This window comes from Achromobacter sp. RT286_PF (assembly GCF_059760425.1).
Genome location: NZ_JCBAMR010000045.1, coordinates 21989 through 37112 on the forward strand (window position 1 = coordinate 21989; position 15124 = coordinate 37112).

Annotated in this window: 12 protein-coding genes; 8 read left to right on the forward strand and 4 right to left on the reverse strand. The window is 62.8% G+C overall.

Annotated elements, in window-relative coordinates; all coding sequences use genetic code 11:
* Nucleotides 1–106: 106 nt before the first annotated feature.
* Nucleotides 107–1444 (reverse strand): extracellular solute-binding protein, encoded by a 1338-nt coding sequence (locus AC6LJY_RS24550; RefSeq protein WP_046806895.1) that lies wholly within the window; start codon nt 1442–1444, stop codon nt 107–109.
* A gap of 131 nt (nt 1445–1575) precedes the next feature.
* Entirely contained in the window at nt 1576–2022 is a 447-nt protein-coding gene (locus AC6LJY_RS24555) for a FlxA-like family protein (RefSeq protein ID WP_120156684.1), read from the reverse strand.
* A gap of 142 nt (nt 2023–2164) precedes the next feature.
* On the opposite strand from AC6LJY_RS24555, the gene AC6LJY_RS24560 reads away from it, so the two are divergent.
* Nucleotides 2165–3490 carry a solute carrier family 23 protein gene (locus AC6LJY_RS24560; RefSeq protein ID WP_046806893.1) on the forward strand — a complete coding sequence of 442 codons (1326 nt, stop codon included), beginning with the start codon at nt 2165–2167 and terminating at the stop codon, nt 3488–3490.
* 421 nt (nt 3491–3911) lie between these two features.
* On the forward strand, nt 3912–4388 hold the full coding sequence (gene greA, locus AC6LJY_RS24565) for a transcription elongation factor GreA (RefSeq protein WP_006221068.1): 477 nt from the start codon (nt 3912–3914) through the stop codon (nt 4386–4388).
* Nucleotides 4389–4518: 130 nt separating this feature from the next.
* Here greA and AC6LJY_RS24570 read toward each other — a convergent pair whose 3' ends face one another.
* The gene (locus AC6LJY_RS24570; protein ID WP_498136961.1) at nt 4519–5121 is read right to left on the reverse strand and encodes a YhbY family RNA-binding protein; all 603 of its coding nucleotides are present in this window, start codon (nt 5119–5121) and stop codon (nt 4519–4521) included.
* Between the two features lie 18 nt (nt 5122–5139).
* Between AC6LJY_RS24570 and AC6LJY_RS24575 the strand changes: the two genes are divergently transcribed.
* From AC6LJY_RS24575 to AC6LJY_RS24595, 5 genes are all read left to right on the forward strand, one after another.
* Nucleotides 5140–5772 (forward strand): RlmE family RNA methyltransferase, encoded by a 633-nt coding sequence (locus tag AC6LJY_RS24575; RefSeq protein WP_046806891.1) that lies wholly within the window; start codon nt 5140–5142, stop codon nt 5770–5772.
* A gap of 216 nt (nt 5773–5988) precedes the next feature.
* Complete coding sequence (gene ftsH, locus AC6LJY_RS24580; RefSeq protein WP_104144535.1) at nt 5989–7878, forward strand: ATP-dependent zinc metalloprotease FtsH; 1890 nt, start codon at nt 5989–5991, stop codon at nt 7876–7878.
* An 18-nt stretch (nt 7879–7896) separates the two neighbouring features.
* Complete coding sequence (folP, locus tag AC6LJY_RS24585; protein ID WP_046806889.1) at nt 7897–8742, forward strand: dihydropteroate synthase; 846 nt, start codon at nt 7897–7899, stop codon at nt 8740–8742.
* Nucleotides 8739–10082, forward strand: coding sequence for a phosphoglucosamine mutase (gene glmM / locus AC6LJY_RS24590; RefSeq protein WP_046806888.1), 1344 nt, complete (start codon nt 8739–8741; stop codon nt 10080–10082). Before folP ends, glmM begins: the two co-directional genes overlap by 4 nt.
* A 215-nt stretch (nt 10083–10297) precedes the next feature.
* Nucleotides 10298–11104, forward strand: coding sequence for a GNAT family N-acetyltransferase (locus tag AC6LJY_RS24595; RefSeq protein WP_046806887.1), 807 nt, complete (start codon nt 10298–10300; stop codon nt 11102–11104).
* A 177-nt stretch (nt 11105–11281) separates the two neighbouring features.
* On the opposite strand, the gene ppx is transcribed toward AC6LJY_RS24595, so the two are convergent.
* Entirely contained in the window at nt 11282–12769 is a 1488-nt protein-coding gene (gene ppx, locus AC6LJY_RS24600) for an exopolyphosphatase (protein WP_046806886.1), read from the reverse strand.
* Between the two features lie 223 nt (nt 12770–12992).
* Here ppx and ppk1 point away from each other — a divergent pair, with 223 nt between their 5' ends.
* Nucleotides 12993–15068, forward strand: coding sequence for a polyphosphate kinase 1 (ppk1, locus tag AC6LJY_RS24605; RefSeq protein ID WP_046806885.1), 2076 nt, complete (start codon nt 12993–12995; stop codon nt 15066–15068).
* The last annotated feature ends 56 nt before the right edge of the window (nt 15069–15124 follow it).

Below are 15124 nucleotides of genomic sequence, written 5' to 3' on the forward strand. Positions count from 1 at the left end.
CAGGGGACTGCGCCCCGGGCGCGTGCCCGGGGCGGTTCGCTATGGGTGGTTCGCTATGGGCGGTTCGCTATGGGCGGTTAGCCACGGGCGGTTAGCCAGAGGCGGCTTACAGCGCGGCAGCCTGCTTGGCCAGCTTCACGGCTTCTTCGTAGTTGGCCTTGGACTTGCCGTTCCACTCGCCTTCCAGCTGGGTGATCTGCTGGTTGACCGCGGCGTCTTTCTTATTGCCCGCGAAGATCGCCAGGAAGGCCGGGTCGGCGGCCTTCTTGCCATCGACCAGCGGTGCCCAGGCAAGCTTGCGCGCCTGGGCCAGCAGCTCGGCCGCCTTGCCCGACTTGGCCTTGTCGCCCAGCTTGGCCTCGGCGTCGTAGATCGCCTTGGTGGCGGCCTGCAATTCCTTCAAGCGGAAAGTGACGGTTTGGTCATATAGCGATTGCACGACGTAATAGCGCGTCTGGGACAGGTCGGCGTTAAATTGCACCTTGCTGCGCTTGGCAATGTCCGCGGGGTCTGGATAGCCGGGCGGGATCTTGCCGGCAAGCGCGGAATACGGCAGCACCGGAAGACGCGAGATCTTCGGTTCCAGCAGCAGCTCCTGGCCGGCCTGGCTTAACGTGAAGGCGATGAACTTTTTGCCTTCCTCGGTATTTTTCGCGCCGTCGATCAAGGCGATGTTGGCGGGCACGATCGCGGTCTCGGACGGATAGACGAATTCCACGGGGAACTTCGAATACTTGCTGGACAGGCCAAAGAAGTCGATGACCGGGCCGGCGCCGAACTGGCCGTTGTTCACGCCGTCGGGCACGCCGAATGACCGTTCTGTCACCGCGCTGCTGTTGCCGGACATGCGCAGCAAGGTGTTCCAGCCGTCATCCCAGCCTTCGCCTTGCAAGATGGTTTCCACGGTCAAATGCATGGTGCCCGAGCGCGACGGCGACGTGATGCCCACGTGGCCAAACCACTTGGGCGACAGCAAATCCTTCCACTCCACGGGCGCGGGAATCTTGTGCGCCGCGATATAGCGCGTGTTGTAGACGATGCCGTAGCCGGCCAGCGCCTGGCCCAGGTACATGCCCGACGGATCGTTGATGGGATAGTTGCCCACCTTGTCAGGCACGTCTTTGTTCGCCACGTCGGACGATTTGGCCAGCAGCTTGTCGCGGCCCAGCACTTCGAAGGCGTCGGGCGCGCTGGCCCAGAACACTTCGGGGCGTTGGCCGGCGGGCGTTTCGCGCACATAGGCAATGCCCGACACGGTGTTCTTGTTCAGGATTTCCAGCGTGATGCCGGGGTTGGCCTTTTCAAACGCGGTCTTGTAGGCCTGCGTCAGGTCCTTCGGGAACGACGTGATCACCGTGACGGTGCCGGACAGGGCAGGTGCCGAGCAGACGGCTAGCAGGGCGCCTGCAAGGGCGCCTGCAAGGGCGGTGCGCATTGCATACATGGTTTGTCTCCGTAGTTTTAATTTGTCTGGAGACAGTAATGTCTGGTCTGCAACGCGTCCAATCAGAAATTTTGATGCGGCTCATCAGCGTGGGGCCGTGATGGTGGCCCCCCGCTGATGACGCGCTGCGGTCAAGCCGTGGTGGATACGCCGCCGCCCGATGCGCCGGCCGCGGCGCTGGCCATGGCCGCCTTGGCCTGCTGGACCAGCACCTGCTGGATCTGGCCTTGGATCTGCATGGCCTGGCCGTTCAGCGCTTGAAGCTGCTGTGCCTTCATCTCGTCCGACATGCCGCTGGCCTGCACCTTGGCGATCTGATCCATGATGCGCTTGAGCTGCTTTTGCAGCTCTTTGATCTGACGCGTGAATTCGTCGTCGTTACCGGTGTCTTCCGAGGCCTTGGTGCCCCCAACGCTCAGCGCCCCAGCGTTGTTGACGCGGATCTTGCCGTCGGGGGTGACCGTGGTCGCCTCCCCGCCCGCGGGATCCTTCGCTTCCTTATTGGCTTGAATCTTCTGGACCCACAGGTCGGCCAAACTGCCGATCCGGGATGAGCCGCCGAGGGAATTGATAGCCATGATGTCTCCTGGTACTTGGGGGGAATTGCGGGGCGTTCAACTAATGAACGGCATTGGGCAAGCGCAACTTAAACATTGCCGCCCTTTCGTGGCCCCCTTTACACTGGCGCCCGCTTACCCCGACACCTTATTTGGGATATCCATGTCCAATTCCTATTTCCCGCGTTGGCGCCTGGCGGACGACGCTGAACCCGGCGTCATTATTGCGCCCGACGAACGGCTGTCCTGGCCCAAGAACATCGCCATGGGCGCGCAGCACGTCGTGGCCATGTTCGGCTCGACGGTGCTGGCGCCGTTGCTGATGGGCTTTGATCCCAACGTCGCCATCCTGATGTCCGGCATCGGCACGCTGATCTTCTTCCTGTTTGTCGGCGGCCGGGTGCCCAGCTACCTGGGGTCCAGCTTCGCTTTCATCGGTGGCGTGATCGCCGTCACCGGCTATGCGGGCGGTGGCGCCAATGCCAACATCGGCGTGGCGCTGGGCGCCATCATCGCGTGTGGCCTGGCGTATACGCTGATCGGGGTGATCGTGTGGATCGTCAATGCGCGCTCGGGCAGCGGCGCGAACTGGATCGACGCGTTGATGCCGCCTGTCGTCACGGGCGCGGTGGTTGCGGTGATCGGCTTGAATCTGGCGCCCATCGCGGCCAAGGGTGCCATGGGCGCGTCGGGTTTTGACACGTTCATGGCGCTGGTCACCATTGTTTGCGTCGGCGGCATCGCCGTCTACACCAAGGGGATGGTCCAGCGCCTGTTGATCCTGGTCGGGCTGATCCTGGCGTGCGTGGTGTACGCTGTGCTGGCCAACGGCATGGGGCTGGGCAAGCCCATCGACTTTTCGGGCGTGGCCGCCGCGGCCTGGATCGGCTTGCCGCATTTTGCCGCTCCGGTCTTCAAGGCCGAAGCCATGGGCCTGATCGTGCCGGTCGCCATCATCCTGGTCGCCGAAAACCTGGGGCACGTGAAGGCCGTCAGCGCGATGACGGGCCAGGACCTGGATCGCTATCTGGGCCGCGCCTTCGTGGGCGACGGCGTGGCAACCATGGTGTCGGGCGCGGTGGGTGGCACGGGCGTCACGACCTACGCCGAGAACATCGGGGTCATGGCGGTTACCCGCATCTATTCCACGCTGGTCTTCGTCGTGGCCGCGCTGATCGCCGTCGTGCTGGGCTTTTCGCCTAAGTTCGGCGCGCTGATTCAGACGATTCCCGGGCCCGTGTTGGGCGGCATGTCGGTGGTGGTGTTCGGCCTGATCGCCATTGCGGGCGCGCGGATCTGGGTGGTCAACCAGGTGGATTTCAGCGACAACCGCAACCTGATCGTCGCCGCCGTCACCTTGGTGCTGGGCGCGGGCGACTTCACCATCAAGATCGGTGACTTCATGCTGGGCGGGATCGGCACCGCCACGTTCGGCGCCATCATCCTGTATGCGCTGCTGCGCCGTCGGAAGCCGGGGCCGGTGGTCTAGACGTGGGGCGGCCGGGTCGTGGCCCCGGTCGGTGATCTGGCCGGTATCTGGCCGGCGCCGCGCCAGGCTCGATGACAAAATACTATTGAATAGTATCTTTTTGGCCACAGCCCTTCGCGATCGTCAAGCCAGCCCGCGCCGCGTTGAGGGATTTTTGACGAAATAGCCGTTTTTGGCGGGTTACAGCCCCGAAATGCGTGCAAAAGCACGTTTTCCGGGGTGGCTTGCAATTCCGGTGGAGTTTGCCCACAATATGACTTTGATTGCCCCGGTTCCGACCCGAGCCGGGGTTTTGTTTTGGTCGTCCGCGCCGCTAGCTTCGTGTCAAATCTTGCACCGACAGCGGGTGCGCGCCAGGGTAACGACCTTCACCGAGAACGCTCCGTCGGGGCGTTTTTCTACTTTTTGTTTGGGAAACGACATGTCTGCCATTCCTTTGACCGTGCGCGGGGCCGAGCGCTTGCAAGAAGAGCTCCAGCGGCTGAAAACCGTGGAACGTCCTGCCGTTATCAACGCCATCGCCGAAGCGCGAGCGCAGGGCGATCTGTCGGAAAACGCCGAATATGACGCTGCTCGCGAGCGCCAAGGCTTTATCGAAGGCCGGATTGCCGAACTTGAAGGCACGCTTTCCAACGCCCACCTGATCGATCCGACTTCGCTGGATGCCGAAGGCCGCGCCGTGTTTGGCGCTACCGTGGATATCGAAGACCTGGATTCGGGTGACCGCGTGACGTACCAGATCGTCGGTGACGTCGAGGCCGACATCAAGGCCAATCTGATTTCCGTATCCAGCCCGGTGGCGCGTGCGCTGATCGGCAAAAGCGAAGGCGACGTGGTCGAGGTCAAGGCCCCGGCTGGCGTTCGCGAATATGAAGTTCTGGGCGTGCGTTACATCTAACGCGATCGCCTTGGCGGTACACTGTCAAAACGCCATAGCTTGAAGCCTGCGTTAGGCTGGCTGCCCGCGGTACCTACGCGGATCGCTATGGTGGACCGGGCGCGTAAAGCGCCCGTTTTTGTGCCCGGCCTTATCTTTTTGCTGTCTTGCGGCTGGTGCCGCTGCGTGCTCCGGCCCGCAGGCTCAGCGCACTGCCGGCGCGGCGGGGAATGCCGTGTGCGCTGGCGGTAGCCCGCTTGTTGCTGGGGCGCATGGGCTTGCCGTTCTTGTTCAGCTGGTCTTGCGGCACGAAGCGGGCCTTGGCCGGCTTGGGCTCTTCGGACTCGCTACGGCGCGGACGCTTGGCCAGGCTCTTGCCTTCGGCGGCCAGCTTCTTCGGCGTGTAGGGTTCGGAAGCGCGGCGCTTGGCAGGAGCCACGGGCTCCATAGCAGCCAGCGCGGCGGGCTTGACGTTGCCGGCCAGGGGACGGAACAGAATCAGGGTCTTGCCCAGGTGGTGCACCGGGGCGCAAGACAGCGTGTCGCAGATCGTCGACAACATGGTCTCGCGGGCCTCGCGGTCATCGCCGCCGGCGCGTACCTTGATGAGGCCATGAGAAGCCAGTGCCAGGTCGATTTCCTTGAGCACGGCTTCGGTCAGGCCATTGTCGCCAATCAGGACGACGGGGCGCAGAGGGTGAGCGGCGGAGCGAAGGTCGCTGCGCTCACGAGAGGTAAGTTCTAATATAGGCATGCGTGGAATTGTACGGTAATGGCCAAGAATAAATTCTCTAAAGACTGGATTCACCAGCACATCAACGATCCCTATGTGAAGCTGGCGCAACAGAAGGGCTATCGCGCCCGTGCCGCCTTCAAGCTGATCGAGATCCTGGACACTGAAAAGCTGATGCGCCGGGGCGACCTGGTCATTGACCTGGGCTCGGCTCCGGGCAGCTGGTCCCAAGTGGCGCGCGAGCGCCTGGCCGGGCCGGGCGGCGTCGTGGACGGACGTATTATTGCGCTGGATCTGCTTCCCATGGAGCCGGTGGCCGGGGTGGAATTCATCCAGGGCGACTTCCGCGACGATGACGTTCTGAAACAATTGGAAGACATGGTCGGATCTCGCGCCGTAGACCTTGTAATCTCGGATATGGCCCCCAACTTGTCAGGCGTGGGTAGTGCCGACTCCGCGCGCATTCAGCATGTGTGCGAGCTGGCGATGGAGTTTTCCCGCGCTCATCTCAAGCCCAATGGGGCGCTGATCGTCAAGGCCTTCCACGGCAGCGGCTTTTCGCAGATCGTGCAGTCCTTCAAGCAGCACTTCAAGCGTGTAGTCGAGCGCAAACCAAAGGCGTCTCGGGATAAATCCTCGGAAACCTTTCTGGTTGCCCGCGATCTGAAGTAACCCGGGCCTGGGCATGCTGCCTTGGAACCCCAAAGAACTTACCTGCTTGCCGAGACAACGACCACCATAACGACAAATCAGACGTAACTACACGGACCCCAGGGATCCCAGGACGCAATCGGGTCCAACAGGGTAGAATGGGCTATTGACATACTTGTGACTGTGCCATATGCGGGTGCGCGGTTGCCGGTCGGAATCGAAAGCAGGAGATCGACCTTGAATAATTCATTTTCGAAAGTCGCTGTCTGGATGGTGATAGCCCTGGTGCTGTTCACCGTCTTCAAACAGTTCGACGGACGCGCTCAGACCCAGGACGGCGTGACCTACACGCAGTTCATGGACGACGCCAAGGCGGGACGTATCCGCAAGGTCGACGTTCAGGGCGACGTGCTGTACGTCACCCCGGACGCGGGCCGCGCCTATACGCTGACTTCGCCCGGCGACCTCTGGATGGTCTCCGATCTGCTGAAGTACGGCGTCCAGGTCTCTGGCAAGCCACGTGAAGAGCAATCGCTCCTGATGAGCATCTTCGTGTCGTGGTTCCCCATGCTGCTGTTGATCGGCGTATGGGTTTTCTTCATGCGACAGATGCAGGGCGGCGGTAAGGGCGGAGCCTTCAGCTTCGGCAAATCGCGCGCTCGCATGCTCGACGAAAACACCAATCAAATCACCTTTGCCGACGTTGCCGGCTGCGATGAAGCCAAGGAAGACGTCCAGGAACTGGTCGACTTCCTGCGCGACCCCAGCAAGTTCCAAAAGCTGGGCGGCCGCATTCCCCGTGGCGTGCTGATGGTGGGCTCGCCGGGTACCGGCAAGACGCTGCTGGCCAAGGCCATCGCCGGCGAAGCCAAGGTACCGTTCTTCAGCATCTCGGGTTCGGACTTCGTTGAAATGTTCGTCGGCGTGGGCGCGGCCCGTGTCCGCGACATGTTCGAAAACGCCAAGAAGCACGCGCCTTGCATCATCTTCATCGACGAAATCGATGCAGTGGGCCGTCAGCGCGGCGCCGGCCTGGGTGGTGGCAACGACGAACGCGAACAAACGCTGAACCAGATGCTGGTTGAAATGGACGGCTTTGAATCCGGCCAGGGCGTCATCGTGATCGCCGCAACCAACCGTCCCGACGTGCTTGATCCGGCGCTGCTGCGTCCGGGCCGTTTCGACCGTCAAGTCGTGGTGCCGCTGCCCGATATCCGTGGCCGCGAGCAGATCCTGAAAGTCCATATGCGCAAGGTTCCGCTGTCGCCTAACGTCGACGCGACCATCCTGGCGCGCGGCTGCCCCGGTTTCTCGGGCGCCGACCTGGCCAACCTGGTCAACGAAGCCGCGCTGTTCGCCGCCCGCCGCAATGGCCGCACGGTGGATATGTCCGACTTCGAAAAGGCCAAGGACAAGATCATCATGGGCGCCGAGCGCCGCTCGATCGTCATGCCCGAAGAGGAACGCAAGAACACCGCCTACCACGAGTCCGGCCACGCGATCGTTGCCCGCCTGCTGCCCAAGACTGACCCGGTCCACAAGGTCACCATCATTCCGCGCGGCCGTGCGCTGGGCGTGACGATGCAGTTGCCGGAAACCGACCGCTACAGCATGGACAAGGGCCGCTTGCTGTCCACCATCGCCGTGCTGTTCGGTGGCCGTATCGCCGAAGAACTGTTCATGGACCAGATGACGACGGGGGCCTCGAACGACTTCGAACGCGCCACCGCCATCGCCCGCGACATCGTCACCCGCTACGGCATGACGGACGAGCTGGGCCCGATGGTCTATGCCGAGAACGAAGGCGAAGTGTTCCTGGGCCGCAGCGTCACCAAGACGACGCACATGTCCGAAGCCACCATGCAGAAGGTGGACACCGAGATCCGCCGCATCATCGACGAGCAATACCAAGTTGCGCGCAAGATCCTGGAAGACAATCGCGACAAGGTCGAAGTCATGACGGCCGCGCTGCTCGAATGGGAAACCATCGACGCCGACCAGATCAACGACATCATCGAGGGCCGTCCTCCGCGTCCCCCGAAAACGCCGCAAGGTCCGTCGGATTCGACGGACACGCCGCCCAGCACCGGGCTGGCGGCTGGCGGCAGCACGGCTGCAGCAGTCTGAGGTTTTTTGTCCTGAGTTATGGCAAATAACTTCCTTTGCGGGCGCTTCGAGTTTGATCTCGAGCGCCCGCTTGTCATGGGTATCGTCAATGTCACGCCGGACTCGTTTTCCGACGGCGGCCAGCACGACGATACGGATTCCGCGGTGGCGCACGCGCGCCAACTGATCGAAGAAGGCGCCCAGATCCTTGACCTGGGCGGCGAATCGACGCGGCCGGGCGCCGACCCGGTGTCCATCACGGACGAGCTTGATAGGCTGTTGCCCGTGATCGAGGCCCTGCGAGATTGCGGCGTGCCGCTGTCCATCGACACCTTCAAGCCCGAAGTCATGCGCGCCACGCTCGATGCGGGGGCCGACATGATCAACGACATCTATGGCTTCAGACAGCCCGGCGCCATCGAGGCGGTAGCGCAATCGCGCTGCGGGCTGTGCGTGATGCACATGAAGGGCGAGCCTCGCACCATGCAGGCCGCGCCCCCCGAATACACCGACCTGATCGGTGAAATCGGACTTTTCCTAGGTTCGCGCGCGCAGAAGCTGCGTGCCGCCTGGGTTGACCCCCGCCGTATCGTGCTGGACCCGGGTTTCGGCTTCGGCAAGACGGCAGACCAGAATTTCCAGTTGCTGCGTCGGCTGTCCAGCTTGCGCAGCGGTGGCTATCCATTGCTGATCGGCCTGTCGCGTAAAAACATGATCGGGCAGGCCACGGGCCGACCGGTCGGCGACCGGCTGCCCGGCAGCATCGCCGCAGCGCTTGCCTGCGTGTCGCGGGGCGCCTCCATCGTGCGTGTGCACGATGTTGCCGCCACCGTTGATGCCCTTAAGGTATGGCATGCGGCCGAACAAGGAGCAATCAGTTCATGAGTCAACGCAAGTATTTCGGCACCGATGGGGTGCGCGGTGAAGTAGGCGGCCCGGTCATCAATGCCGAGTTCGCCCTGCGCCTGGGTTATGCGGCCGGCCGTGTGCTGGCGCGCGAGCACGCCGGACGCGGCGGCAGCCGCCCGCAAGTGGTCATCGGCAAGGACACGCGCATTTCCGGCTACATGCTGGAATCCGCGCTGGAAGCCGGTTTGTCGGCCGCGGGCATCGATGTGCTGCTGGCCGGCCCGATCCCGACGCCGGCCGTTGCATACCTGACCCGCGCGCTGCGCCTGGTGGCCGGCATCGTGATCAGTGCTTCCCACAATCCGTACCAGGACAACGGCATCAAGTTTTTCTCGGCGCAGGGCATGAAGCTGCCGGACGAAATCGAAGCCGCCATCGAAGCCGCACTCGACGAGCCGCTGGGTTGCGTCAGCTCTGAAGGCCTGGGCCGCGCCCGCCGCATGTCGGACTCGCAGGGCCGCTACATTGAATTCTGCAAGAGCACCTTCCCCAACGACCTGGACTTGAACGGGATGAAGATCGTGGTAGACGCCGCCCATGGCGCCGCCTACAACATCGCCCCCCATGTGTTCCGCGAACTGGGCGCCGAAGTGCATGCCATCGGCGTGCATCCGGACGGCTTCAACATCAACAAGGGCGTGGGCGCGCTGCACCCCGAGTCCCTGGCCAAGGAAGTGCAGGCGCGTGGCGCGCATCTGGGCGTTGCCCTGGATGGCGACGCCGACCGTCTGCAAGTGGTTGATGGCGAAGGCCGCATCTACAACGGCGACGAATTGCTTTACGCCATCGTCCGCGAGCGCATGCAGCGCGGCAAGGTCGATGGCGTGGTCGGCACGCTGATGACCAACTTCGGTTTCGAGCGCGAAATGCAGCGCCTGGGCGTGGGCTTCGAGCGCGCCAACGTGGGCGACCGCTACGTGCTGGAACAGATGCAGGCGCGCGGCTGGCAGTACGGCGGCGAAAGCTCGGGGCACCTGCTGTGCCTGGATTGCCACTCCACGGGCGACGGCATCATCGCCGCCCTGCAGGTGCTGACCGCATTGCGTCGCGGCAATACGACGATGGCCGAGTGGGTGCGCGACCTGCGCATGTACCCGCAGAAGATGATCAATGTGCCGTTGACCCCGGGCCAGGACTGGAAAACGCATCCTGGCCTGACCGCCGCCCGTGCCGCCGTCGAGGCCGAACTGAACGGCCGTGGCCGCATCCTGATCCGCGCATCGGGCACTGAACCGAAGCTTCGCCTGATGGTCGAAGCTGAAGATGAATCCCTTGCCGTTTCCTCCGCAGAGAAGCTCGCCGCCAGCCTGGCCTGAGCCCGGCCCAGCCGCTTTAGAAAAAGCCATCCACCGAGTCTCGGTGGGTGGCTTTTCTGCATTCGGGCTTGGTATTGAATTGTAAAGTTTTGTCGAGATTTGCCTAAAGTTGACCCATCTCCCCCGAACTAAACTTCATAGTCACGTAACATATTGGTCAAGTCTTTGACATACAGGGCGTCCAAACTGACCGGACTCTCTAGGAGCTACGCGCAATGCTGGAATTAGCACGCACCACCCCAAGCCGTAAACCCGCCGAACCCTGGATGGGCAACTCCCCGAAAGTGTTGGCGGTAGGCCTGGCGCGCACGGCTGAAGAAATCGAGCAGATCCAACGTCTGCGCTACGACGTCTTCACCGAGGATATGGGCGCGGTGTTTCCCGACGCGCATGACGGTATCGAGCATGACCGCTTCGACCCCTATTGCGAACATCTGATGGTGCGCGAAATGGATACGGGCCGCGTCGTCGGCACATATCGCATCCTGACGCCGGAAAAAGCGCGGGAAGCCGGCGGCTACTACGCGCAGTCGGAGTTCGATCTTTCCGGGCTGGGCCCGATTCGCGACCAGCTGGTTGAAGTCGGCCGCTCGTGCACCCATTCCGACTACCGCAACGGCGCGGTGATCATGTTGCTGTGGTCCGGCCTGACGGAATACCTGCGACGCGGCGGCTACGAATACGTGCTGGGCTGCGCCAGCGTCAGCCTGCGCGATGACGGCGTGACCGCCGCCGAAGTGTGGCGCACGATCATGCCGCAGCTGCCCCAAAGCGGTGATCCCCACGTGACCCCGCTGCACCGTTACCCGGTTGAGAAGCTGAACAGCACGTTGCCGGCCCGCGTGCCGCCACTGATCAAGGGGTATCTGAAGCTGGGCGCCAAGGTCTGTGGCGAACCCGCCTGGGACCCGGACTTCAACGCCGCCGACTTCCCGGTGCTGCTGAAAATGGAGCGCATGGACGAGCGCTATCGCCGCCACTTCGGGCTGGACCAGCCCGCGGCCCTGAACGGCCAGCGCTGATCATCATGCGCCGCCTGTTCCGCCGAATGAAAATCAGATTGATACGGCGGGCCACGCGGCCTTTGCGGCTTGAACTCAAGCAGCTGCGCCGTCAGACGGATCTGTCTTTGTTTTAAAAAAGGGCAATGGCGCCAGCGCCATTGCCCTTTTTGTTGCCAACGCGCCGGAATTGCGCTGTCAGAATTCCAGCACTTCGAACGAAAAGCCCACCTTGTTCCATTCGGCTTCTTCCGCACGCAGCGTGAAGTCGCTCAAGGGGTGTTGCGCCAGCCATTCCCGGTTGACCCGGACCACGATGGAGTTTTCGCGCACCGACGCGGTCAGCGGCAGCGGTTCGATTTCGCCACGGCGGCGGAACAGCAATACCGCCAGGCGCAGGCTCAGGATGGCTTTCCATTGCGGCCGCGTGCGGATCAGCGGTTCCAGCTTGGTCAACTTGCCCTGATGGCCCAGCGCCAGTAGCGCCAGCAACTGCTGGTCGGCGCGCGAGAAGCCCGGCATGTCGGCGTTTTCAAGCACGTACGCCGTGTGCTTGTGATACGCGTTGTGCGCGATCGACAGGCCCACTTCGTGCAAGTCAGCCGCCCAGCCCAACGCCGGCCGAAGTTCGGCGCGTTCCGGGCCTTCGGGGAACATGGCGTCGAACAGCGTCAGCGCCGCGTGGCGCACGCGCCGCGCCTGGTTGACGTCGACGTGATAGCGCTTCATGAACTGGCGTACCGATTCGTCGCGCTTGTCGTGCTCGTCGTCGCGGCCCAGCAGGTCGTACAGCACGCCCAGGCGCAATGCGCCGTCACCCGTGTGCATGACGTCGATGCCAAGCTCATCGAACAGGGCGGTCATGATGGCCAGCCCGCCGGGCAGCACATCGGAACGCTCGATCTTGATGCCCGGCAGCTCTGACGGGATGACGCGGCCCGAACGCACGATGCGGTCTTTCAGCTTGGCCAGCCCGGCGCGCGTGATGCCGCGATCGGAAAAGCGGCTTTCGGTCAGGATGGCGAACAGGGCCTTGGCGGTGCCGGACGAGCCATAGGCCTCTTTCCAGCCCATCTTGCGGTACTGCTTGGCGATGACTTCGATTTCGCGTCGCGCTGCCAGCTCGGCCTGCTTCATCTGGTGCGCATCAACCACGCCATCCGAGAAAAACTGGCGGCTGTAGCTGACGCAGCCCATGTACAACGAGGACATCAGGGCTGGCTCGTGGCCCTTGCCGATGATGACTTCGGTGGACCCGCCGCCAATGTCGATGACCAGGCGCTTGTTGGGCGATGGGGGCAGGGTGTGGACCACGCCCGAGAAGATCAGGCGCGCTTCTTCACGGCCGGCGATGACTTCAATGGGAAAGCCAAGCGCGGCTTCCGCGCGCGGCAGGAAATCCCGCGTGTTGCGCGCGACGCGAAACGTATTGGTGGCAACCGCGCGGACCCGGTTGGGGTGGAAGCTGCGCAGGCGGTCGCCAAAACGCTCCAGGACGGCGATGGCGCGCTCGATGGCGTCGTCGCCCAAGCGTTTCTCGGCGTCCAGGCCGGCGGCAAGCCGGACGGTTTCCTTGAGACGATCGATCTGGTAAATCTGGGGCGTACCGTCCTGTTGAACGATGCGTCCGATGGAGAGGCGAAAGCTGTTGGACCCGAGGTCCACCGCGGCCAGAAGTTGATCCATGCGGCTCGTAATATAGGCTTTGAGGTGGCCTGATTATAGAGACCCCATGTGACAGTGCCTTGAGATTCGGGTTTTCGCTTATGGATCATGGGCTTGGCCGAATAATCCGGTTGCGCTATATGTCCCGAATTTGACGTACGCTACGGTTTTGCACTTGTGTCATAGAACCGTCACTCTTTTGCAGTAAAACTCCACGCTCTGTTCCCAACGTATGGAATCCGGTATGCCCACACGCCCGCCCGGCGAGCCCTTGCTCATGAATCGTGAGTTGTCGCTGCTCAAATTCAACGAACGCGTGCTTGCGATGGCGGAAGATCCGAAAACGCCGCTGCTGGAGCGCCTGCGGTACGTGTGTATCGTCAGCTCGAACCTGGACGAGTTCTTTGAAATCCGGATTTCCAGCTTGAAAGAGCAGCAGCGCCAGTCGCCGAACCTGGTCGGCCCTGATGGCATGACGCCCGATCAGGCGTTTGAAAACGTCCAGCAGGCCGTGCACGAGCTGGTGGCGCGGCAATACAACCTGCTTAACGACGCCATCCTGCCGGCCATGCAGTCCGAGGGCATCACCCTGCATCACGCGTCCGAATGGAATGCCGAGCAGCAGCAATGGGCGCGCGACGTCTTCAACCGCGATGTGATGCCGCTGCTGACCCCCATTGGGCTGGACCCGGCGCATCCGTTTCCTCGTGTCTACAACAAGAGCCTGAATTTCATTGTGTCGCTGGCCGGCGCCGACGCCTTCGGGCGTCAGGCGTCGATTGCCGTGGTGCAGGCGCCGCGCGCGCTGCCGCGCCTGATCAAGATGCCGCCCGAACTCTCCGGCCATCCGGAAGGCTTCATCTTGCTGACGTCGCTGCTGCGCGCCTTCGTGGGCGAACTGTTTCCCGGCCTGGAAATGCTGGGCTGCTACCAATGGCGCGTGACCCGCAACAGCGACCTGTTCGTGGACGAGGAAGAAGTCACCAACCTGCGCCACGCCCTGCAAGGCGAGTTGTCGCAACGCAATTTCGGCGCCGCCGTGCGCCTGGAAATCGACAAACTGACGCCGGTGGAACTGGAGACCTTTCTTCAGCGCGAATTCTCGCTAAAGGCCGAAGACACGTACCGCGTGCCCGGGCCGGTGAACCTGTCGCGTCTGATGCAGCTGTGCAATTCCGATCTGCGGCCCGACCTGCTGTTCCCGGAATACCGCGCGCCCGTGCCTGCGCCTTTTGACAAGGTGGGCGACAAACCACAAGACCTGTTCGACGCAGTGGCCCAGCAGGACCGCCTGCTGCACCACCCGTACCAGTCGTTTCAGCCGGTCATTGATTTCCTGACGGCGGCGGCGCTGGACCCCGACGTCATGGCCATCAAGCAGACCATCTACCGCACCGGTGAAGACTCCGAGCTGATGAAGATCCTGCTGGCGGCGGCGCGCGCCGGCAAGGAAGTGACGGTGGTGGTGGAATTGATGGCGCGCTTTGACGAGCAGACCAACATCAACTGGGCGTCCAAGCTGGAAGAGGTGGGGGCGCATGTGGTCTATGGCGTCGTGGCCCACAAAACGCACGCGAAGATGGCCGTGGTGCTGCGCCGCGAAAAAGGCCGCCTGCGCCGATATGCGCACCTGGGCACCGGCAACTACCACCCGCGCACCGCGCGTTTGTACACGGACTTTGGCCTGCTGACGGCCGACCCGAAATTGTGCGAGGACATGGACAAGGTCTTCGCGCAGCTGACGGGCCTGGGCGCGCGACGGTCGCTGAAGGCGCTGATGCAATCGCCCTTCACCATGCACGACGGGATGGTGGCGCTGATACGCGCAGAGGCCCGCGCGGCCAAGGCGGGCAAGCGCGCCCGCATCATGGCCAAGATGAATTCGCTGCTGGAAGAGCAGATCATCGAAGAGCTTTACAAGGCCAGCCAGGCGGGCGTGAAGATTGACCTGATCGTGCGGGGCGTGTGCGCGCTGCGGGCCGGCGTGCCGGAGCTGTCCGAGAATATCCGCGTGCGGTCCATTGTGGGACGCTTCCTGGAGCATTCCCGCGTCTTCTATTTCTACGCCGACGGCGAGGAAACGGTGTATCTGTCGTCGGCCGACTGGATGGACCGCAATTTCTTCCGCCGGGTTGAAATCGCGTTCCCGGTCTACGACAAGGCGTTAAAGAAACGCGTCATCGACGAGGCGTTCACCTATGCGCTGCGCGATAACCAATTGGCATGGCAGCAGCGGCCCGATGGTGATTACACCCGGGTAAAAAGCCGGCGCGAGCCCTTCAATCTGCATCAATACCTGATTGAAAAGCTGGGCGTGTAGCGTCCGTTCCGACCACAGGGCCTTTGCGTGAGCGAACGCGGCCGCCCCGGTATTTC

Bases quoted from the DNA above. Each gene is read 5' to 3' on its own strand.
- AC6LJY_RS24550 (WP_046806895.1), bottom strand. From the start codon at position 1,444: ATGTATGCAATGCGCACCGCCCTTGCAGGCGCCCTTGCAGGCGCCCTG.
- AC6LJY_RS24555 (WP_120156684.1), bottom strand. From the start codon at position 2,022: ATGGCTATCAATTCCCTCGGCGGCTCATCCCGGATCGGCAGTTTGGCC.
- AC6LJY_RS24560 (WP_046806893.1), top strand. From the start codon at position 2,165: ATGTCCAATTCCTATTTCCCGCGTTGGCGCCTGGCGGACGACGCTGAA.
- greA (WP_006221068.1), top strand. From the start codon at position 3,912: ATGTCTGCCATTCCTTTGACCGTGCGCGGGGCCGAGCGCTTGCAAGAA.
- AC6LJY_RS24570 (WP_498136961.1), bottom strand. From the start codon at position 5,121: ATGCCTATATTAGAACTTACCTCTCGTGAGCGCAGCGACCTTCGCTCC.
- AC6LJY_RS24575 (WP_046806891.1), top strand. From the start codon at position 5,140: ATGGCCAAGAATAAATTCTCTAAAGACTGGATTCACCAGCACATCAAC.
- folP (WP_046806889.1), top strand. From the start codon at position 7,897: ATGGCAAATAACTTCCTTTGCGGGCGCTTCGAGTTTGATCTCGAGCGC.
- glmM (WP_046806888.1), top strand. From the start codon at position 8,739: ATGAGTCAACGCAAGTATTTCGGCACCGATGGGGTGCGCGGTGAAGTA.
- AC6LJY_RS24595 (WP_046806887.1), top strand. From the start codon at position 10,298: ATGCTGGAATTAGCACGCACCACCCCAAGCCGTAAACCCGCCGAACCC.
- ppx (WP_046806886.1), bottom strand. From the start codon at position 12,769: ATGGATCAACTTCTGGCCGCGGTGGACCTCGGGTCCAACAGCTTTCGC.
- ppk1 (WP_046806885.1), top strand. From the start codon at position 12,993: ATGCCCACACGCCCGCCCGGCGAGCCCTTGCTCATGAATCGTGAGTTG.